Origin of the sequence: Streptomyces sp. CAU 1734, assembly GCF_039888735.1 — a bacterium.
GTDB lineage: Bacteria > Actinomycetota > Actinomycetes > Streptomycetales > Streptomycetaceae > Streptomyces.
This window is the reverse complement of sequence record NZ_JBDQQP010000012.1, coordinates 37,115-56,946: the sequence shown is the minus strand read 5'-3', so window position 1 is coordinate 56,946 and position 19,832 is coordinate 37,115. Positions and strand designations below refer to the sequence as shown.

Below are 19,832 nucleotides of genomic sequence, written 5' to 3'. Positions count from 1 at the left end.
TAATGTTCCCATGTTGGAGGTCTTGTGTCAATCGTGACGGTCCCCTGCGGCGGCAGCCGGCTGCCGCCGCAGGGGACCCGGCCGTGGCACCCCACGCAGTGAGGCCGACTCGCGGCACATGTGATTCCGCGCCGGCCTGGGCAAGGTGGCTTCGGACCAGCACCGCAGCCGCGCCCTCCGGGGAGCGGAGCGGTGATGCCTGGTCCCGTCCACCCGCGGCCGTCGGCACGGTGAAAGGACCCACAGCGTCCACACCCTCGGGCCGTTCACCGGCATCGGCGCGCGGCCCGCAACGGCCGCGCACGAGAGCGCCGTAGATGTCCCCGGGCGCCCACGCGCGCGGTATCTGTCGAGCACCAGAGCTGTGGCTTCCACGTGCCCGCCTGAGCGGCCAGAGGGGATGGTTCCCGGAGCAGGAACGTGGCCAGGCGTCCATCGAGCGCGCACGCCATGGTGACGGCGGGCGGGGCCTGACGGTGATCGTGCGGCGCTGCCGTGTGTGAACCAGGGATCGGTGTGTTCCTCTTCCCGGACAGGAGGCCGGGGCTCCGGTGCCGGGTCGGGGACCGCACAGGAGCAGCCGCAGGGTGACGGAGCTCTTATTGCTGACCACCGACCCGTCGGAGGCAGTCCGGCAGGCATCGGCCCCGCCGTCGCGCGGTAAGAGGCGCTGCCAAACATGGATTCGGGAAGGGGCGGGCGGGGGAAGCCGCTGTGATGTTGCTGGGGTGTGCGGCTCGGTCAACGGCGGTTCAAGGCGATTGCCCTGACGAGCGGCGTCCCGTGTGTGACCCGTCCGAAACGAGTGACCGTGACCGGCCGTGCCCGGCGGCGTTCCGGGGTGGTGTAGTCCGCGAGCAGCGGTGCCGCGACCGTTGCCACCTCGACGGTGGAGGGTCCGCCGCTCCAGCGCACGGAGAGCTTCAGGCTGCGCTGGCGCCGCACGGAGAACCGCACAGCAGGGAAGGCCTCGCGGAGCATCTTGCGCAGGTGCGAGGCGATTTGAGGTTGCGTCAGGGGAGATGCCCAGGTCTGGAACAGCTCGTCCGGGTGGAGGTGGGGGACGACCGAGGTGTACCGGACATGGGCGAGGGTCGTGTTGCGATCGCCGGCCCGGTGCAGTTCGTAGTGTGTGGAGGGTGCTCCCACCAGAGTTGCCGACACGCAGATCGTGCACGCGCAGGGTTGTGCGATCCAGACGCGGCGGATCACGTCGTCGTCGTCCTCGTGGCTCACCCAGGTCCCGGCGGGCAGCCGCAGCGCAAGGTAGTCGGCCGCGTGCGGGCCCTCGGCCAGTTCTGTCGGTGCCACGATCACGGTGTGTTCCCGTCGTTTGGTGTTGGGAGGTGCGGGCGGTTCAAGGTGCTCTCGCCGGGCGCCGCCAGGGCTCCGGTGCGGTGTGTAGCCGGGGGCGGCCGATGGCCACCCCCGGTTGGGGAAGTCAGACGACCCGCATCCCGAACAGACGGGGTGTGGTGTCCCGGACTCCGCACCACTCATCGGCGCACTCCGGGCACATCTGGTGGGGGCAGCCGCAGTCATCGAGGTTGTAGACGTGCCATCCGGCGTCGTGTGCCGCTTCGGTTCCCTCGTCTGCGTCGTCGAGGAAAGGTCCGGGCCTGTTGCACTGGCCGCACTCGATCCGGTCGAACTCGATGACCGTCAACCTGCCGGTGCCCATGAGGTCGACCACGGTGTCGGTGAGCATGGCGGTCATGGGCACTCCTCGCGCTGGGGGCTCGTGGTGTTCGGGGTGGCCTTGCCTGCCATCCGATATCTCTAATGTACCAAGAAAGGGGGTGGGGGTCAAATTTTGCGAGGTTTGCCACGGGGGTGCGGTCGACCCTCCCGCCACCCCCGCCGCCCCACCCTCCGCCGCGTCGAGGCGACCGAGGAGTCGACCGCCCCTCCTGGCCACCCGGAGGCCCCGGTTCAAGGGTGCTTGCATCTAAGAATTGACTTCTACCTCCAAAGTGGGTACATTAGAGATAGATGGAGAGGTCGGCGTCACGACAAGGGAGTTTGCTATGAGGAAGCTGTCGTTCCAGGTCACGGTTCACCGGGTCTTCCGGGATGGAGTCGTGGAGGACTTGACCGTCCCGGCGGGGCAGGACGTGATGTGCGCCCTGGACTTCGTCGCGAAGGTCACCGCAAAGGGGGACTGGGTCGTGATCGCCCCGGAAGCCGGTTCCGGTGTCTACGTGGAGGTCTCCTGCCCCATCAGCACGGAGATGCTGTCGGACATTGCGTTCAAGGCTCTCGATGCCGCGCAGAGCGTGGTGGTCCTGCCTGAGGAGGTCATCGAGAGGGGGGTGGTTCTGTCGGTTCTGCGGACCCTCTCCGCGTAGGTGCGTGGCCGAAGGGCACCGGGCGGGGTTCGAATCACTCGGCCCGGCAAGGGTTGAGGGTGCGACCGGCCTCCACCGGTCCGGCCCTGCATGCCGCTGTAACTGAGCAATTCCATCACCGGTCAGATGTTCCGTCGTGCAACCCCTCCAACGCGTTCTCCGCGCAACCTTCGTAGAAAGTCCAATTCCTGTGGAATCTGAAAACTTGATTGGTGACGCCGCACCCCTGAACAAGGCCCGCTGCCGCCTCTGCGGCAGCGACCGTATGACCCCCTACAAGTACAGGCCGGTCCCGCCGCGCGGACACGACTCCAAGCGCTGCTTCAATGGACTCCTGAAGGCGGAGCACATTTGCGTTGCCACATGCAGCAAGACGGAACTGCTCTGCCTGAACTGCAGGCTGCTGAATGAACGGTCCTAACTCCTGAGCCCCCGCCGTTGCTTGCGCCTCCGGCTCCGGCGTTGGTGGTTGGTGCCCGAGGGGATGCGCTGTTTTGCCACGCGCCGCTGCCGGTTCCGAAGGAGAGGCCGCCTCCTTCCCCCGTTCGAGTTCCGGCAGGAGTGCTCACACACGGCTTCGTAGCGGTCATGCACGGCTCCCATCACCAGGCCGCCGTCGAGAAGCGCTGAAGCCCGACAACGCACGCGGCAAATGGACTCGCCGGCGCGACCCCGGTGAGTAGCGGTCCCCTGGCCGTTCATGGGCTGCGCCTTTTCGTGACGCCCGGGAAACACGCCAGCCTGCCGCAGCCGGCCCCGGGCCTCCGCCCTCATCCCGCTCTCTACCCGACGCCGGGTTCCGAGACCGCTGCGCTCCCCCGTTCCCCCACGTCGCTGAAGTTCCCCGGGCGATGCGAGAGAGGCCGGCCGCACCGATCGCCCACCCGTTCTAGCCACCGGGCTGACGAGAACCACGACCCCCTGTCCTCGCGGCTCGTGCTCCGCCTCCCTCCCGCCGTACCCGCCCGAGCGTCGTTGGCGCGGGCCGCCTGGGGCTGACCGTCATCCGAGGTGCCGGCCAATGGTCGAACTGTCCCCGCGGTGGGCGCTCCGAACGCGTTCACGGTATCGGCGGGACAGTCAGGTGGTGGTTGAGAGCCGACAGCGAAGGCGACAGTTGACCAGGTCGCTGACCTGCGCGCTATCACCGTGACGTTCGTCGACGAGGCGGAGAAGCGGGTCAGCGGAGCTGAGAGCGGAGCGGGACCACGAGTCCGCCCCGCCCTTCGTGGCCCTTCGTGCGCCAGCCGCCGAGCCTGCAAGGTCAGCGCAAACCCTGACGCACTGGCGTTGTCGCTCTCGCTTGGGGGCTCACGCTCTCAAGTCGGGCTCCACACTCTCGTTTCCAGCTTCCCCCTCAGCGATCCGATTAATCATTGACTAAAAAACCCAAATGGAGTACATTAGAGAATAGATGGTTGAGGGATCGCCGGAAGGCCGCTCCAAGGGGCGGTGTGCGACGTCGAAAGGATCTGGAATGAACACCGTTGTTGCCAGGGATTCGGACGCCGCCCATGTCAAGGGGGTCTATGTCCGGGGGGATGGTGTGAAGCTGACGGCTGAGGTGACCGCTCTGGGACACACCGCGCAACCTGGTGAGGCGGGTGTGGTGGAGGAGGTTCACGCGGGTGGTCTGATGACGATCCGCCTGGAGAGCGGCCGCCGTACCTTCCCTCAGCCCAGCGAGGTGGTGCGGGCCGGATGATCACGACCCGGCTCCGCTTGTCACACCTGGTATTGCCATCTTGCGGGACCGCAGGCACCGGCTGACTTCGACCAGGTGCTCCTCGTCTGGAGGCGCCCTCACCTTCCTGGAGGCTTTGCCTCCGGTGCCTTGCCGGACGTCGTTGCAAGCTCGGGATGGTTCCGCTGGTGGGGGCGTTGTTCGGCGTTATCCGGCGTTGTCCCGGGCACCGTTGACCCGCTGGTCGATGCCGTGTAAGCACCAGGTGCCGCCCGCAGCGCGCAGGCAAGTGCGCACCGTGACTCCGTGGTCCCTTCCGGCCCGCTGACCCGCCGTTTCACGGCCCGGGCTCGCCCGGCAGTTCGCCCCGCAGCGCCGCCCGGCTGCCCGGAACGCGATCCGGTGCCGCCCGCCAGAGCTGCGCGCGGTCGGTCCGGGGCAGCCGTTCACCATGGCCAGGCGCACCGCCGCCTGGAGGCGCGGGGCAGGATAAACCGTCCCCGGCGCCCGGGTGGACCGCAGGGCATCCGCCGTGCTCTTACTCCGGCGGGGCACTCTCTCCGGGCTCCACCGGCATCAGGGCCCGACGAAGAGAGGGCGTCACACCGAGTGGACGGGGGCAGGCCGGCCCCGTCTGAGTGCCGGGTCTGTCCACGGTCTCAGGGGTGCTGGCGCCAGCGGGGCCGCGGGCGGCCCCGCATCGAGGAGGGGGGCTCCTCCCGAGAGTTGCTCTGCCGGTCGGTGACCGTCAGCCGGTGGTGAAGCACATGCAGAAGATGTTGCGTCCGCCGGCGGGCTACTCGCCGTCCGTTTTCAAGGCGAGCTGATTGTGGAGCAGTGGTGCGTGGACGGCGGCGGGCACGGTGGTGCCGGCCTGTCCGTGGAACTGCTCCTGCGGGACGAGGGGGCTCACCGCAGTCGGTGCTTGCGCCACTCGGTTCCGTGACGCTCCACCGGGGGTGGCGGCGCTTTCACGAGTGTCCGCACCCAGTCGTGAAGCGGGTGCCGATGACGGTCCGGCGAATGTCGGGAATCTTCCTCGTCGCGGGGGCGGAGGCCCTGCGACTCGGCCGCCGAGCGAATTGCAGTGGGGTGTGGAGGTCACAGCCAGGGGCGGCCGTCGCCTGGAAGCACACCGATCACTCCGGCGCGCCCCAGGAGTTCGGCCTCGGCGGCGTCGCTAGCGTAGTCCCACCCTTCCGCCCGGCGGTGCTCGGCGTAGGTGTAGGAGTGGCCGCGCGCACATCCGTAGCCCGTCTCCGTGTGGCTCACGGGGGCACCGCACTCGAAGGCGGTGGGCCCGTCCTCGTTGTAGCCCGCCACCAGGTCGTGGCATCGGTCGTCAGCGTCGGCCTGCTTGCCCGGAGGCGCTCCGGCGGGGGGCATGGCGGACATGCGCACTCCTTCAGGGTGTAGAGGGGCGGACGTTGAATTCATTAAACTCTAGTGTACTCAGATGTGTGGACCTGGTCAATCTTTGATGGGCTTGAGGGGTGGCCGGCCCTGGGCTCGCGCGGCGCGGGGGAGTGGTACTGGCCTGCAGGCTCGCCCGGGTGGGGGTCTCCCGCCGCCCACTGCCCCGGGCTGTGCGGGAACTTGCCGAAGGGCGAGCCTTTGTCCCGGCGGTGCGTGGTGGTGAAGGTGCCCCGCGCCCGAGCAGGCCCGGGGATGCCGGGGGTGGCGTGCTGCCCTTCTTGGCCGCAGGGGCGCGTTCCCGGATTCGCCGATTGTCCGCCTGTCACTTCGGCGCCGGCCGGACCCTCGCCTCCGTAGTGCGCCTGTCTGCGCGTCGCCCGGGCCGGAGTGCTGCTGGTCAGCTGCGCTGGCGGACACCGGCAGGCCGGAGAGTTTGGCCCTGCGGCCGCCGCGTGCCGCCCCCCGCCGCCGGCAAGGGGGTGCCCGCCCCGGTCGGGCTGGGCACCCGCCTCCATGTGGAGTCTTTAATTTGACGCAGTCCGCCTAGTGGAGTATTCTTGAATTGTTGGTGGGGTGGGATCGCGCCACGCCAGCCCACGGCGTCGTACGGCCCCGGCCTCACCCGGGCAGGTCCGTCCGGTGCCAGGAACGGCATCGGACGGACGGCTTCACTGTCCGAGCCCGGAACGTCTTTACAGACCCCGAGGTCCGGAATTCCCCGCCTTTCAGGCGGTGCGCCCGGTGTCGGCCTATGACTTCCGGACCCGGAGCGAGGTGGACCTCTGCCCGAGCTGCTCCCGCTCCGGTTCGATCCCGGGGCGGGCGGCAGTTGCCGTTCCTCCCTGCTGCCGCGCCGCTCACGGTGCCCAGATGCGATGGTCCCGTCGGGACGCGATCGCCCAACCCCGGCTGGCCGAGACCGGACACGCGAGCGCGCGGCTCCCCACACCGCGCACCAGCTCGCTTCCCGTCCCGGCCAGCCGCCCCTACCGGAGCACCACCCGCGACCCGCCCGTTCGCCGTGCATGTGAGGAGCACCCTGGTGGCCCGTTACCGCTGTCGGCCGAACGTCATGTACGCCGCGCCGATCGTCACCCTGCCCACCGCGATCGCCCGCCACCTGTGCGCCGACCTTCTCGGCTGGGGTGATCCGGCCTGGCACGACCTGGCCCGCCTCGTGACCGCCCAGCTCTTTCCCGGCAGCCCCCGCCACACTCTGACCCTGCCCCCGCGCGACCTCAACGACCTGCTGGCCGTCCTGCTGGACATCTCTATCGACTTCTCCGACGGCACCCTCACGCCCGAGACGTGCGGCTTCACCGAAGCCGACATTCACGAGGCCATCGACATCCACCAGCACCACTACGGCCCGATCAGGGACTACTGATCCACGCTCGGCCCTCCCGCGCCTCTCGCCGGTCTCCCGCCCGCGCGTCCGGGCGCACGCCCTTTCGTCCGTGAGAAGAGATGGAGACCCCCATCAAGGATTCGATCTCGCAGCTTCTGGCCCCTGCTCTGGCCGGGGGGTGGATCGTCCACGCGCACTTCCTCCACCAGCGTCTGCACCGCGTGCGCAGGGATCCGCTCTCCGGGCTGCTCACCCGACACGGCTGGAATCGGGCAGCGGACCGCATTATCCGGCGGCATGACCGCGCGGCCGTCCTGGTCATCGACCTGGACGGCTTCAAGGCGGTCAATGACACCTGGGGTCACGCGGCCGGTGACGCTGTCATCGCGGCTGCTGGTCAGCGGCTCGCTGCCTGGTGCGGCGAGAGCGGTGTCCCCGGACGGCTTGGCGGGGACGAATTCGCCGTGGTCGTCCGGGACGGGCTCCGCCTTGCCGCCGACCTGGACGAGCTCCGGGCACTCCTGTGTGAGCCCGTCGACTATCAGGGCGGACAGGTCAACGTCGGTGCCTCCATCGGTGCGGTACGGGTCGCCGAGCTTGACACCCCGACTCGGGAGGCCGCTATGCGGGCCGCCGACACCGCGATGTACCGGGTCAAGGGACGCGCCAGGGACGGTCGCCGTCCCGCAGCCCCGGAGGCCACCACGGCCGACGCCACTTGACCAGAGCTGCCCCTCAGACCGAGCCGGACGAATTGTGGGGCCGGTGCCCCAGGCCCCAAGAGGTTCTGTATGGAACTGCATCAGCTCCGGACTCCCGCTGACCCGGGTTCTCGTCTTGACCTCGACGGGACCGCCCGTTTCGTTCACGAGGGCTACACCGTCATGGCCCGGGTGTGCTGGGCCGTGCCCGAGGACACCCGGTACTACGCCGAGCCGACGGATCACGCCGTTCACGATGTCGTCATGACCGGCACCATGACGCTCGAAGGCGTCGATGTGGGCGCGGCCGACTCCTTCGCGAACAGCGCGACGCCCACAGCATGAGGGAGGCGCTGGAAGAGGTTCTGCGCCACACCGTCGACCGCCTGAGCGCCCTCGCAGAACGGAATGACCGCATCCACCGCCCACAGTAGCCGTACGGGCTTCAGCCCTCGGCATGGCAGGGAAGTCGGTAGTCGCTGTGGGAAACACCCCAAGGCCCGGATCCGTCCTCGTCCGTAGTATCGACCACGACCCGTTCGAGGTAGCGGGGAGCAGTACTTCGTCCGGGAACAGATCACACCGGCACGACAACAGGTGGGTGGGCTCATGCTGCTGGGACGAGCGGTTGCGCAGGACCACCTGAGAACCGGCTGGGTGTCACCATGCTTTTGACGAGGCGCGCGTGCACAGCCTCGTCGCTGAGCTGGCACCCGCGATCTGGTGCCGACCGCGCCGAACTCGAAGCCGCCCGGCGCTCCCAAGCACCCTCGGCGCTGTACGCTCGCCGCCCCGCTGCTGTCAACCGCTGCGCCAGATCTGCGGCCGGCCCCGGGGTTGGCCGCAGTTCGTCACTGTCCGATTCCGCCCAGCAGTACCCCGGCCCCTGCAGCGCCGTCGTGCCCGAACCGCCGCGATGCTCCACGATGTGGTGTCCCTTGCGAACCGTGTGCCGGGACTGGAGGACCGGGCCGAGGCCATCACCCTTTCGGAGTCGGGCGTGACAGCCGAGGCTCAACCCACCGGCCCGCTTCCCGGGCAGCGGCTGTGCCTGTCACTCGACGGCGGCCGCGCAACCCGGTCGCCAGGTGGATGTCACCGCACTGCTGCCCGCCTGGTCAACCGACAAACTGCGCGACACGTATAGCTTACCGGTACGCTCATGGAGGTACACTTTAAGTGACAGGAGAATTCGATGGCCCGTGGCGACGAGCTGCTCAGCCTAACCGAGATCAGCAGACTGGCCGGCGTGAGTCGGCAGACCGCGCAGAGATGGCACAAGGCGCCGCCGCAGCACGCGAAGAACAAAAAGGCGGTGCTGCCCTCCGCGCTGCAAAAAGTGGCGGCCGACCTCGAGATCGAGGTCCCCGAAGCTCTCGAGGAGCGCCCCCGCTATCCGCGCCGGGTGGTCGAGGCCTTCCTCAAGGCGGTCGGCTACATGAACCCCGACGGTTCACCGGTGGAGGAGATCCAGCAGAAAGGCGGCGGCCGGTGGCTGCCGGTGCGGCCGACCGTGGACCCGACCAGCCGCGGCCGCACGCCGACGCTGCGGTACTACGTTCCGCACGCCGCGACGGAACTGAGCTACGCCACCGTCGAGAGCTTCGAACAGATGCGCTCCAAGGGTGCCATCCCGGAGCCGGACGGGCACGACGAGCTGTTCAGGCCCTTCTGGTACGGCGAAACCCTTGAAGAGCAGAAGAAAAAGCGAGGGCAGCGCAGGAAGGTCGCGCCGGCGGAGAAGCCGGACGGGTTCGACGACGAAGGTCGGCCGTACAGGCTGCTGCAGTCCCCCGACCCGAGCTGACTACGGACCCAGACAGGCTCTGACCTGGAAAAACGCCACCCCATGTGGTATATTATATGTGTCAAGGCGTGATGGTCCCGGCTCTGGAGCTCGTGATGGCAATCCCTGCTCCGGGACCGGGACCGCGCGCTGAAACGCTTCGAGGCTCCGCAGGAACCTTGACGACAGGCACACACGAACAGCAGCCGCTCCCCAGCACCACCTCGGCCTGAGCAGGTTCGGCTGCCGCACCCCGACGTCCCGCCCGTCACCCCGACTACTACCTGGAGGTCTTCGTGCCCATTCACCGGCACCGGCGCCGCAGACGCGCACCCGCGCCGTCTTCGCTGCCGAGAGGACCGCCTTTGCCCGCCACGCCCGACCCGCGCTCCGTCGTCCACCAGATCCTCGCCGACTACCGCCAGATGGCCGCCCGCCACCACGCCGCGCTCAAGGAGCACTGCGACGTCGAGGGCGTGATGGACGGCGAGTTCGACGCGTACGAGGAGGCCCGCCGCGTCGCGGCCCTGGAAGCCGACGAGAAGCTGGAGACCTTCATCCAACTCCTCACCGACGCCTTCGGACTTCCCGACGACCGGCCCGTGACCGTCCTCGGCGCCAGCGGAGTCGAGTTCCAGGTCACGCCCGGCAGTCTCGATGAGACCGCGCGCACCGCGTTCACCGAAGGCCAGTGCCACGCGCTGGCCCGCGCCGTCGCCGAGACCACCGGCTGGGCCACCGTGGTCCTGGCCGACCGCGAGTGCGCCGACGAGTACGACACCTGCGGCATGGGCAACGCCGTCGCCGACGACCTGTGCATCTGCCAGCTCTCGCACCTCGCCGCCGTCCGCCCGCACGACGGCTACCTCATCGACGCCAACGGTGCCCACGACCCGCAGGACGTCCGCGCCGAGGAGCGCTTCGACATCGTCCCCACGAGCCCGGCCCTGTGGAAGCTGATCGACTCCCACCCGACCTGGCGCGACGCGGACATGCCGGTGGCCCGCTCCATGGTCGGCCCCCTCCTCAACTCCCTCGGCGGCCAGCCGACCGGCGGCAAGACCGCGGAGGTGGCCGCCTGATGACGACCCTCCTGGACACCGCGACCCGTGCTCTGCTCAACCCGCTCGCCCGGCTCCTGATCACCCTCACCGACCACGTCACCCGCCGCTGCGACGTGCCCAATCCCGTCGCTGCCGTCCGCGTCACCCTGGTCCACATCGCCGACCAGAACCTCTCCGGCGCCGACGCCTACATGGAGATCACCAGCTGGTTCGCCCACCTCGGCTTCACCTGGCCCGCAGGCTGGTGCAACTCCTGCAACACGGCCCTGACCGACGATGAGGACGAGGCCGACGGGCTGTGCGGCGCCTGCGCGCCGGACCACGACCCGCACTGAACCGCCTGCGGCCCGCGCCGCGCCCCAACCCGGGCGCCGCGCGGGCCGCGCGCCGTCAACTGGCCGCCGACACCGGGTAGGACAGGACCGCGGTGTAGACGTCGACGTCCCGCGGGCGCAGCGCGATGCGCTCCTCGCGCTCGTCCCCGGCCCGGCCGCCCTCGGTCAGCGCCCGGGCCAGATCCTGCGGTGCGGGGACGAGTTCGCCGGGCAGGAGCGGGCGGTGCCCGCCGAAGCCAGTCACGCTCCAGCCGCGGTCGTCATACCAGGCGACCAGGACCCGCTCCCGGCCGAACCGACGCTCGGCGGCCTCGCCGCCGGCGTAGAAGTGGGCACCCAGTCCGCCGTCGACGTCGAAGTCGAGCCCACAGAGCTCCGTGTCGACCGTGAAGCCGGCCGCCCGCACGGCATCGACCACGGCGGCGGAGTACCCGCTCTGCAGGCCCTCGCCGCATCCGGCGGACTCGCCCGCTCCGGCCGGGATCCGGGCAGCGTCCCACGCCAGGATCTCGCTGCGCGTCACGCCTGTCCCGGGCCTCGCATCCTCAAGTCGGCGTCCGAAGAGCCCGTCGAACTTGGCCGCGGGCAGCGGGCGCAGGCCCGTCCCGCGGCAGCCGGCGCACACGCACACCGGGCCGCCGTCGGCACGGTAGGCCGGGGCGTGCTCTTCGTGGCCGCCGTCCAGCGCGCGGAGCCAGCCGTTGCCCTGGCAGGCCCGGCAGGCCGCCAGGCTCGACGGCGCGGCGCCGCCCAGCGCATGAGCGAGGACGGCCCGGGCCACCTCGCGCCTTCCGCGGGCCTCGTCGCCGCGGTAGAAGCCAGCCACGTCCTGAGTGCCCCAGGGCCTGGGGTAGAAGACGTCCTGGATGTGGAGCCCGTCGGGACTCTCGACCGTCAGCCGGCGGCGCGGCGCGGTGGTCGGGGCCGTGCGGGAGCGGTAGACCACATCGTTCAGGCGCGGCGGCTGTCCATAGGGGTGCCGCAGCAGATGGCGCAGCGGTCCACCCAGAACGCACAGGGCCGCCGCCGCGAAGGCATCCCCGCTCCTGCGGGCGGCCTCGTGCAGGACGGCGAGCGGGAAGTGCTCGAACGCGGCGGGGACGGCGGGCACGTCGTGCGACGGAGGGGTGGCGCCGGCCAGAAGGTACAGGTCCTCGCGCAGTTCGGCGGCATGGACCAGGCCTGGCCAGCCATCGCGGTCCGCGCCAACCAGGTGGTGACGGATCCGCTCCCGCCAGGAGACGGAGACGCCGGCGGCCTCGGCGAGCTCACGCAGTACTGAGCGCGCCTGGTCCGGGCTCGGCACCCGCCGGGCCGACTCCAGAGCCTTGCCGTAAGTGATCCGGGCTCCGGGGGCGTGCTGCATCTCGCGGGCGCGCTGCTGGGCTGTGGTCCGTCGTTTGGTCATCAGGATCGGCTCCTCGGCCGCGGCGCGGGGTGCCCACATCGTGCCGCGGCGGAAGCGTAGGTACACCGGCAACTGCGCGGGGTCCGCAAACCCTCGCCGCCGCGAGTGCCGCTGCGGATGTGGACGCAGCGGCTGGCGACCGTGGCAGTACGCGTCTGGCCAGAGGGCCATCGTAGAGCCTTGCGAGGGTCCTGCAGGCGAATCCACCGCTTCGCTCGCCGGTTCGCCCTCACGGAGAAATGCACATAAAACTTGACTTACATCCCCGCTTGGCGATATGCTTTATGTGTCGCCTGGTGGTGTGGCGGCTACCGGTGACACTCTCGCGAAGGACTCGCCCTTGACTCTCGCCTCTGTCCTCGACGAAGCACTGACGGCCGCCACCGACCCGGAGGAACCGGTCGTACGGGAAGCCTTCCGCCGGGATGGCCTGCTGTGGCAGTGCAAGAACCCCGGCTGCCGCGACGACAACGCACGCGGGACCCACCTGTGCGACGGCTGCGGCTATATGCCGGACGGACGTCGCATCAGCGACCTGAGGCCGCCCCTCGTCAGCCCCGCCGAGCTCGAAGAGATCCTCATCACCCTGCGCCGGCACTTCACGGCGACCGGCGAAGAGAGCCCCGACGCGGTGTCCTTCGCCCTCAACTCGCTCAAGGAGTGGGCCCCGCACTTCGCGACCCTCCACTTCGCTGCCCGGACCGTCCCCGCCGACTTCTCCGACGCCGAGGTCGCCGGACTCCTGGAGGCGCTGGAGCGCGCACCGGACTTCGGCGCTGTACTGCGCGTCGCCCTGCACGACTGACCAGCGAGGACTTTCACGGACATGACCGCCGCACCTCCCAACAGCCGCCAGCGCGCCTGGATGTTCACCGCGCTCGGGGACACCGACCTGCTGATGCCCGACAACATCCCCGCCCGGTCACTGGCCAACATGTCCCGGCGCGAGTGGATTCAGCGCGAGCCGGACGGCAGCGTACCGGGCCCGGCCCGCTACTCCCTGACCGCCGAGGGCCGTGCCGCACTGCTGACCGTACCGAAGCTCAACGCCCTGCTCGGCGCGGAGGCCACCGGCTGCATCGCCCCCGCCGTCGCCTGGCCGACACTGGAGTCCCTGCTGCGCGAGGGCCTGGCCATCCGGCTCACGGCCCACGGTCTCCCCGGTACCGCAGCCGACCCCGCCTACGTCAGCGCGCTGGGCCGCCGTCTAGCCGGGCTTCAGACCGTCGATGAACGCCCGGCCTCTCAACTGCTGATCGAGGCACTCGCCACACGCGGGATGAAGGCGTCGGTGGAAAGCGACGAGGCGGGCAACAGCCACGTCGCCCACCGCGTCCCCGGCTTCGAGGCCCTGTTCTACCGGCTGCTCGGGCCCGGCAAGGGCAACAGCGCCAACCACCCAGCATGGATGCACAACTCGGCCTGGTACGGATTCGCCAGCCATCAGGGCGACTGGACCGAGCTGGCACACGGCCTTGGTGACGACGACTGCGCCGCCGACAGCGCCAAGGCCGCCGACGCCCTGGCCCGTCTGCTGGCCACCACCAGCTCCTGACTGCCCGACCGCTTGCCGTCACCGCCTCGCCTCGACCAGGACGCCACTTCCGGCGGTGTACCACCACTGCTGACCGGTCCACCTGGACCGCACCGGACCAGACCCATCAAGCCCGGCACGCTCTCCCACCGCACCGACCGGCCCGGCTGACTCCCGCCCCCGTCAGGAAGGACCCACCCATCACCTGCGCGCTCCTCGCCCCCGCCCCGCCCGCCAGCATCGCGCCCGTCCCGACGGCCCCGGAACCCCCGGTCCTCGCTCCCCACCCGTTCTTCGCAGCACAGCGCGAACTCGAGCGGCTGCTCGGCACCTGGCTCAACTCCCTGGACGTCGACCGGCTGTGCGCGCTGAGCACCCTGTGCGAGGGGCGGATGTCCGGCCACTTCAGTTCCCGGCTGCTGGAGTCCGTCCGCTGGGAGGCTGTCCTGGCCGTCGCCAGCGGGGACAGCGAGAGCAAGAGCCCCGTCACCTCGGTGCGCTTCGGCACCAGCATCTGGGAGAACGGGGTGTTCTACACCGAGATGAACGCCGAGTTCGTTCACGCCGACGGCACTGTCAGCGCTCTGGACTGCGGCGACAAGGTTGCCGACCACCTCACCGATCTCTCCAGCGTCGACCACCCCGAGAACTCCGACACCCTCACCGTCGACCTCGCCACCGGCCGCATCACCAGCTGACCCTGCCCGGGCCGGCGCCCTCACCGGCGCCGGCCCGTCGGCGTCAGTGCCGTCCGGAATTCTGCCCCGAGCACCACGACCAAGGAGGATCCGTGCTTCCCACCCCGTACGACACCTACGCCGACTGCGAGTTCATCCGGCACGACATGAGCGTCCATGGCCTGATCTCCGTCGGCATCGCCGATCGAACCGACCGTGACTACTACGCCGTCAACGCCGACATGGACGAGCAGTACATCCGGCACTCCGACGACGAGACGGCCGTCTGGCTCAGGCAGCACGTGTGGCCGCTCCTGCCGCTCACCGCCGACCTCGCCCTCGACCGGACCCACCCGGACGTCAAGCCGGCCGACGATATCCGCCAGGAGATCGCCACCTACTACGCCGCCCGGACCGGCACCCGGATGTGGGCCTACTTCGGGGCCGGCGACCTTATCCGCATCCACGAGCTGTGGGGCCACGACTGGGGCCGCATGCCCGCCGGCGTCCCCCGGCGGCCCCGCGAACTCGCCGACCTGATCGAGGACTTCAACCTCACCATCCCCGACCAGCAGACCCCCCAGCACCACGCCCTGAACGACGCGCACTACAACCGCCTCATGCACGACGTGGTCCTGGCCGAACTCGCCGCAGCAGCGGCCGTCGCAGGCAGTCCCCGCCACGACCGCGACGCTCTTGCCGAGCTCGTCACCAACTGCCTCGCCCGCAGCGCGACTCCCGGCCGCGGCCGCACCGTTGCCGAACTCATCACGGTCATGCCCGACTGGCTCGCCGCCGATATCCACGCCCACGAGCCAGCCCTGGCCGCGCTCCACGGCGGAGCGATCGTCGCCCGCCGCCGCTACGAGCAGGACCTCGCCGCATGGATCACCACCGTCGCTGGCCAGCACGCCGACCCTCGGTGACCCTCCCTTCGTCCGGCATCCGTCGGCAGGCCGGGTCGCGCCCTCAAACTGAGGGAGCAAGCCTCGCGATCGCGAAGCGCGTTCACCCGGCCCGCCGTCCGGTCCGCGAGGCCGTCGGCCTGCGGGCGAGACGAGGAGCGCAGCCGGGGCACTGACGACGCCCCTACAGCGGGAGAGACACCCAGGTCAGCGGGGCATTCGGTCGACTTCGACGCTCTTGAGTGCTCTGTTGACCAGAGCGGCCAGGTCCTCCTGAACCGCGCGCACCCGTTCCAGCCTGGTACGTCGCCGTAGCCGGTCTGGCGCAGGCGGTCAGTGAACGCCCGGTGCAGAGAGGAGGCAGATCCTGCGGGACTGGCGCGGAAAACGATCAAGCGCTGTGCGGTCTCCCGCTTGCCCCGTCTCAGCACCACGCGAGTCCGGGTCGCCGCGCCGGGCGGGTGGTTAGCAGGTCTACCGAGCCGCCAACGACTGCCCGCCACCGGGGGGGATGGAGGATGGGCGGCACACCCGGCCGGTCAGGACGCGGGCGCAGAGGGGCAGGCAATGACCGGGAACTGCATGGACGCACCACCCGCGGTGAAGACCACCTGGACGGGCCCGGGGCCTCTCCAGAACGGGCTGACGCCGACCGGCGTGGTGCCGGGCATCTCCATCAGCCAGGCCCGTACGGCGATCGTGCTGACCGCGTACATGGTCAGCTCCCACGCGGCCGTCCGATACCCATGCACCTGCGCCCGCGCGAGCGTCTGCCCGGGCCGGTCCTCGGCGGACATCGTCAGGTGGGCCTGGTCGTACACGAGACGCACCCCTTCGCTCGCGCGCGCCCGGCGCGGGGGCACCGCCTCGACGATCCGCAGCAGCTGTGCCGCCTCCACCGTGGCCACCGTCTCCCCTCTCTACCGGTTCTGCGAGGTGACGGCCGTGGATGCCGCGGTGGGAGCCGACGGGACCACCGCGGCGTTGACCGACCGGTACGGGCCGTGATCGTCGAGCTCGGTGAGCAGCGCCGGATTGACGATGCGCACGATCGCCTCAATGTCCTCGCGGCGTGCGGCCGGCCACAGCTCGCCGCGGGCGGCACGGTACTTCGCCGCGAGGCGCTCCCGCTTGGCGGCCGGAAGCCGGGCGGCCCGGTCGGCGCGGGAGTTGTGGGCGTTGTCGGCGATCTTGACCAGCGTTGCGTGCGGATCGCGGGCGATGCGCCGGATCTTGTCTTCGTAGGGGACGCCGTCCTCGTTGGTCACCACCTCCACGATCGCGACCACCGGGCCGGGCACGCCGGCGGCGAGCAGATGCTCCGCGGTCCAGCCGGTGTCCTCGACGACGTCGTGCAGCAGGCCTGCCATGACGAGCTCGTCGCCGAACGGCGCGAGTCCGGCGGCCACCGCGTGAACGTGGGCGATGTACGGCACGCCGATCTTGTCGGTCTGGCCCGCGTGGGCGCGCTCCGCGAGAAGGCGGACGTCGCCGACCGAGGTGACCGACAGGGCTTCTTCATGCATTCGGGATTCTCCTTCGGACGGAGGGTAGGGGATCAGGCCGGAAGCAGGGCGTTCACGCGAGGTCTTCGATGCGGTCCAGCGCGCGAAGGGCTGCACGCGCCACTGCGCCAGCCCCGCCAGCCGCCTGCCACAACGCGAATGCGGCGGTGGCCTGCTCGCCGTGCAGGTGGGCAGCGATGCCCAGGGCGTACTGATCGGCCTTCTTCGACAGAGCGCCCGTGACCTCCTGCCACCGCCGGCTGGTGAGCGGGCGCGGCTTGTGGCCGTGGTCACCGTCGTCCGCGCCGGCGGCGTAGGCCAACGGGCGCCATCCCCGGCTGGGGTCACCGCCGGCCGGGAAGATCAGACCGGTGGAGGTGCCTTCGGGCGGCGTGCTCGCCCAGTCCAGGGCCTGCTGGAAGGCGTCGGCGTCCTCACCTCCGCACGCGAGCCACAGGGCCATCAGCTCGTCTTCGGAGAACGGCCGGTGGATTCCGCAGCGCCGCGCGTCCACCGCGGCCTGGACCAGCAGCTGGCCGCGCGGGTTGGTGCGCGCCGCTTTCCGGTAGTGCTTGACGAGGACTTCGCCGCCGACCAGGGACTCCGCGATGCCCTTGCTGACTAGGTAGCCCTGGGCCCGGAGCCAGGACCTCTCGCGCGATGTCATGGCGAACGGGACCGTGACGCGGTCGGCGTACTCCATCAGGACGGTGCGGGCCGGCGCCGTGATGGCCGAGGGGTGTTCCAGGAGGCGCTCGTACCAGCCGGCGTTGACGGAGGCCAGGACCACCGCACTCGGGAGGACGTCGGCGAGGGCGCCGTGGCCGAGCAGGACCAGGTCCGCCGGGGAAAGGTCGTCCATCCACTGGAGGAAGAGGCCGGTTCCGTACCGGGCGTCGAGCCGCTTCTGCGCGTGGGCCTCGGCGAGTTCGCCAGCGGTCCACTGGACGAGGCGGGCCTGGGACAGCTGGCTCATCGCGGTTTCGTACATCGCCCGGGTGATCCCGGACAGCGGGGGACCGACCAGGAGCACCATGGAGCGCGACGAGGCCGCGGCCGCGTTGACGAGCACGGCGAGTTCGTCGAGCGGGTCCTGCGGCTCCGACCTGGTCACGAGGACCCCTCCGTCTGTGAGCCGCGGCCGGTGTGCGCCCGGCGGAGCCCCGGGAGACGCGGGCTCCAGCCGGGCGCCGTGCCGTCGAGCACGGACAGCGGGCCCTTCAGCTCCGAGGCGATGCGCGTGGGCACGACCGTCAGTTCGACGGCGGTCAGCTTGTAGATCATTCGCTTCCTCCTTCAGGAGATGTGTACCGCCGCTGATCAGCGGCGGACGGGGCGATCGGTCAGACGGCAGCCGGCGCGGCCAGGTCGTCGCGGACGCTGTGGGCGAGCAGTTCGAGCAGTTCGTCACCGGTGGTGGTGATCTTCTGGATCTGGAGGAGTCCGGCGTAGCGCCGATCGGCCTCGGCGGTCTGCTCGGCGTAGGTCTCCAGCGCTGCCACGCGCCGTTCGATGCCGTCCAGGGCGGTCCGCAGGACTGCCTGGCGGGCCTGGAGCACGGGCCGGGCTTCGTCGCCGGTCGCCTTCGTGAGGGTGGAGCGCTCCACGCGGCTGTAGGCGCGGAGCAGTTCGGCGGGCTTGGCCGCGCGCAGCATCTCCTTGGCCGCGACGGGCAGGTCCGGGTCGATGGTGAGCCGCGGCACGACGAGCCGGCCGCTCCTGGTGTCGTCCTTCACGGTGTGGTGTCCCCCTCGGACGGAGTCGGTGGTGGGTGGGTCAGCGGGTGCTGCCGGCGGTGCCCGCCCCGGCGTGCCGACGGCCCTTGTCGGTGATGGTGACGACGAGGTCGGTGTCGTGGCCGTCGAGCCGCTCGGCGCGGTAGGGCTTGCGGGTCTTCAGCAGCCGGTGGGTGACCAGCCGCTCCAGGGCAGCCTCCAGGTCGAAGTCGCTCCCGTTGCGCGGGTGAACGCGCAGACGGCCCTCGGTGAGGATCTCCTCGACGTGGAGCGCCCGGTCGGCGGTCTGCCGCGCGGGCGTGTCCGCCGACCAGGGCAGGTGCTCGGTCATGGCGTGCAGGAGTTCCAGGACCGCGCGCTCGGCGGGGGAGAGCCCGAGGTCGGCGATGCGGACGCCGCGGGTCGCGTTGTGCTCGGTGGCGGCGTACTCGCGGACGCCGGCGGCGAGGTAGACGGGGCCGGCGGCGAGGTCCTGGACGAGGTGCTTGCGCAGGGGCCCGCTCAGGTCGCTGATGCGCTGCTTGGTGACGCCGACGATCTCGGCGGCCTCGGTGACGCCGGCCAGCTCGGGCACCAGCGGCGCGGCGTTGCGGCGCTCCAGCTCGGCCTCGGTGACGACCTCGGCCCCGACGACGGTGCTGGGGTGGATGCCGTGGGTCATGACCGCGCCCTGGGCGTACTCGATGCCGCGGGTGACGGCGTCGAGGGCGCTGTCGGCGTCGATGAAGAAGCGCATGCTGAGGTTGTCGTTGCTGGCCGGGCCGAGCGCCGGCCCGCTGTCCGGGTGGCGCTCGAGAAGGGTGTCGAGCAGCGCGTCGTAGAGGTCCGCCGCCGCGTCGGGCACCGCGAACTCCACATAGACGGAGTACACGGTGTAGGGGGAGTCGGTCATGTCTTCCTCTTTTTCTTCGGGGGCGTTGACGGCGCGACGGCCGGGGCGCCGGGTTGCCCCGGCGCCCCCGGGCAGATCAGGGCTGGAAGCCCGCGCGCTTGAAGTAGGCCATGGCGTTCTTCAAGCCCCGCGAGTCGCTGGGGGTGCTCGGCATGACCTGGACGAACTTGCCGTCCTTGAAGACGCGGTAGTGGCCGTTGCGCAGTGTCACGGCGAAACCCTGGCTCTCCAGTTTCTTGATGAGCTGTCGGGTGTCCTTCTTGCTGGCCATGTTCTCCCCTATTGCTGAACGCCGTCAAGAATTATGATGACACATAAAACTGTACTCTGTCAATAATTATGAGCAATCATGCTGACGGGGTTCACGCGGCACCGGCGACAGGCCCTCTCACCAGGTACGGAAGAGCCGGAACCGGCCCACTCGGCACCACCGGACCCGGGCCGGTCCAGCAGGGTCCGGGGAGCCGTACAACTCCCCGGACCCGCTGCCGCC

General features: G+C 70.2%; 24 protein-coding genes. 12 read left to right on the top strand and 12 right to left on the bottom strand.

Annotation, left to right across the window (positions count from 1 at the left end):
* Nucleotides 1-741: 741 nt before the first annotated feature.
* Together AAFN69_RS23120 and AAFN69_RS23115 are read right to left on the bottom strand one after the other, a co-directional pair.
* Nucleotides 742-1,311, bottom strand: a complete 570-nt coding sequence (locus tag AAFN69_RS23120) for an LPD29 domain-containing protein (RefSeq protein ID WP_347730599.1) — start codon at nt 1,309-1,311, stop codon at nt 742-744.
* A 130-nt stretch (nt 1,312-1,441) separates the two neighbouring features.
* A complete protein-coding gene (locus AAFN69_RS23115; protein WP_347730598.1) occupies nt 1,442-1,717 on the bottom strand; it encodes a hypothetical protein in 276 nt (91 codons plus the stop codon).
* Nucleotides 1,718-2,027: 310 nt separating this feature from the next.
* On the opposite strand from AAFN69_RS23115, the gene AAFN69_RS23110 reads away from it, so the two are divergent.
* Both AAFN69_RS23110 and AAFN69_RS23105 read left to right on the top strand, forming a co-directional pair.
* Entirely contained in the window at nt 2,028-2,348 is a 321-nt protein-coding gene (locus AAFN69_RS23110; protein ID WP_347730597.1) for a hypothetical protein, read from the top strand.
* Nucleotides 2,349-3,825: 1,477 nt separating this feature from the next.
* On the top strand, nt 3,826-4,053 hold the full coding sequence (locus AAFN69_RS23105) for a hypothetical protein (protein ID WP_347730596.1): 228 nt from the start codon (nt 3,826-3,828) through the stop codon (nt 4,051-4,053).
* Between the two features lie 775 nt (nt 4,054-4,828).
* Here the strand turns inward: AAFN69_RS23105 and AAFN69_RS23100 are convergent.
* Nucleotides 4,829-4,966, bottom strand: coding sequence for a hypothetical protein (locus AAFN69_RS23100; protein WP_347730595.1), 138 nt, complete (start codon nt 4,964-4,966; stop codon nt 4,829-4,831).
* 167 nt (nt 4,967-5,133) lie between these two features.
* On the bottom strand, nt 5,134-5,427 hold the full coding sequence (locus AAFN69_RS23095) for a hypothetical protein (protein WP_347730594.1): 294 nt from the start codon (nt 5,425-5,427) through the stop codon (nt 5,134-5,136).
* 1,063 nt (nt 5,428-6,490) lie between these two features.
* Here AAFN69_RS23095 and AAFN69_RS23090 point away from each other — a divergent pair.
* The 6 genes from AAFN69_RS23090 to AAFN69_RS23065 all read left to right on the top strand — a co-directional run bounded on the left by AAFN69_RS23090 (nt 6,491) and on the right by AAFN69_RS23065 (nt 10,682).
* On the top strand, nt 6,491-6,835 hold the full coding sequence (locus AAFN69_RS23090; RefSeq protein WP_347730593.1) for a hypothetical protein: 345 nt from the start codon (nt 6,491-6,493) through the stop codon (nt 6,833-6,835).
* 80 nt (nt 6,836-6,915) lie between these two features.
* Nucleotides 6,916-7,518, top strand: coding sequence for a GGDEF domain-containing protein (locus AAFN69_RS23085; RefSeq protein WP_347730592.1), 603 nt, complete (start codon nt 6,916-6,918; stop codon nt 7,516-7,518).
* A gap of 69 nt (nt 7,519-7,587) precedes the next feature.
* Nucleotides 7,588-7,842: a hypothetical protein gene (locus tag AAFN69_RS23080; RefSeq protein WP_347730591.1), complete on the top strand. Its 255-nt coding sequence runs from the start codon at nt 7,588-7,590 to the stop codon at nt 7,840-7,842.
* Nucleotides 7,843-8,692: 850 nt separating this feature from the next.
* The gene (locus AAFN69_RS23075; protein ID WP_347730590.1) at nt 8,693-9,304 is read left to right on the top strand and encodes a hypothetical protein; all 612 of its coding nucleotides are present in this window, start codon (nt 8,693-8,695) and stop codon (nt 9,302-9,304) included.
* Between the two features lie 344 nt (nt 9,305-9,648).
* Entirely contained in the window at nt 9,649-10,365 is a 717-nt protein-coding gene (locus AAFN69_RS23070; RefSeq protein WP_347730589.1) for a hypothetical protein, read from the top strand.
* Nucleotides 10,365-10,682, top strand: coding sequence for a hypothetical protein (locus AAFN69_RS23065; protein WP_347730587.1), 318 nt, complete (start codon nt 10,365-10,367; stop codon nt 10,680-10,682). Before AAFN69_RS23070 ends, AAFN69_RS23065 begins: the two co-directional genes overlap by 1 nt.
* 55 nt (nt 10,683-10,737) lie before the next feature.
* On the opposite strand, the gene AAFN69_RS23060 is transcribed toward AAFN69_RS23065, so the two are convergent.
* Nucleotides 10,738-12,090 (bottom strand): hypothetical protein, encoded by a 1,353-nt coding sequence (locus AAFN69_RS23060; protein WP_347730585.1) that lies wholly within the window; start codon nt 12,088-12,090, stop codon nt 10,738-10,740.
* A 340-nt stretch (nt 12,091-12,430) separates the two neighbouring features.
* On the opposite strand from AAFN69_RS23060, the gene AAFN69_RS23055 reads away from it, so the two are divergent.
* The 4 genes from AAFN69_RS23055 to AAFN69_RS23040 all read left to right on the top strand — a co-directional run bounded on the left by AAFN69_RS23055 (nt 12,431) and on the right by AAFN69_RS23040 (nt 15,227).
* On the top strand, nt 12,431-12,895 hold the full coding sequence (locus AAFN69_RS23055; RefSeq protein ID WP_347730584.1) for a hypothetical protein: 465 nt from the start codon (nt 12,431-12,433) through the stop codon (nt 12,893-12,895).
* Nucleotides 12,896-12,916: 21 nt separating this feature from the next.
* A complete protein-coding gene (locus tag AAFN69_RS23050) occupies nt 12,917-13,645 on the top strand; it encodes a hypothetical protein (protein WP_347730583.1) in 729 nt (242 codons plus the stop codon).
* A gap of 371 nt (nt 13,646-14,016) precedes the next feature.
* On the top strand, nt 14,017-14,322 hold the full coding sequence (locus AAFN69_RS23045; RefSeq protein WP_347730582.1) for a hypothetical protein: 306 nt from the start codon (nt 14,017-14,019) through the stop codon (nt 14,320-14,322).
* Nucleotides 14,323-14,414: 92 nt separating this feature from the next.
* Nucleotides 14,415-15,227 (top strand): hypothetical protein, encoded by an 813-nt coding sequence (locus AAFN69_RS23040; RefSeq protein ID WP_347730580.1) that lies wholly within the window; start codon nt 14,415-14,417, stop codon nt 15,225-15,227.
* Nucleotides 15,228-15,745: 518 nt separating this feature from the next.
* On the opposite strand, the gene AAFN69_RS23035 is transcribed toward AAFN69_RS23040, so the two are convergent.
* The 7 genes from AAFN69_RS23035 to AAFN69_RS23005 all read right to left on the bottom strand — a co-directional run bounded on the left by AAFN69_RS23035 (nt 15,746) and on the right by AAFN69_RS23005 (nt 19,610).
* Complete coding sequence (locus AAFN69_RS23035; RefSeq protein WP_347730579.1) at nt 15,746-16,114, bottom strand: hypothetical protein; 369 nt, start codon at nt 16,112-16,114, stop codon at nt 15,746-15,748.
* Nucleotides 16,115-16,126: 12 nt separating this feature from the next.
* Entirely contained in the window at nt 16,127-16,732 is a 606-nt protein-coding gene (locus AAFN69_RS23030) for an HD domain-containing protein (protein ID WP_347730578.1), read from the bottom strand.
* Nucleotides 16,733-16,784: 52 nt separating this feature from the next.
* Complete coding sequence (locus tag AAFN69_RS23025) at nt 16,785-17,825, bottom strand: hypothetical protein (protein WP_347730577.1); 1,041 nt, start codon at nt 17,823-17,825, stop codon at nt 16,785-16,787.
* Complete coding sequence (locus AAFN69_RS23020) at nt 17,822-17,995, bottom strand: hypothetical protein (RefSeq protein WP_347730575.1); 174 nt, start codon at nt 17,993-17,995, stop codon at nt 17,822-17,824. The genes AAFN69_RS23025 and AAFN69_RS23020 overlap by 4 nt, the downstream gene beginning before the upstream one ends.
* Nucleotides 17,996-18,054: 59 nt before the next feature.
* Nucleotides 18,055-18,447 (bottom strand): hypothetical protein, encoded by a 393-nt coding sequence (locus tag AAFN69_RS23015; RefSeq protein WP_347730574.1) that lies wholly within the window; start codon nt 18,445-18,447, stop codon nt 18,055-18,057.
* A 40-nt stretch (nt 18,448-18,487) separates the two neighbouring features.
* Complete coding sequence (locus tag AAFN69_RS23010) at nt 18,488-19,339, bottom strand: hypothetical protein (protein WP_347730573.1); 852 nt, start codon at nt 19,337-19,339, stop codon at nt 18,488-18,490.
* A gap of 76 nt (nt 19,340-19,415) precedes the next feature.
* Complete coding sequence (locus tag AAFN69_RS23005) at nt 19,416-19,610, bottom strand: hypothetical protein (RefSeq protein WP_347730572.1); 195 nt, start codon at nt 19,608-19,610, stop codon at nt 19,416-19,418.
* Nucleotides 19,611-19,832: the final 222 nt, after the last annotated feature.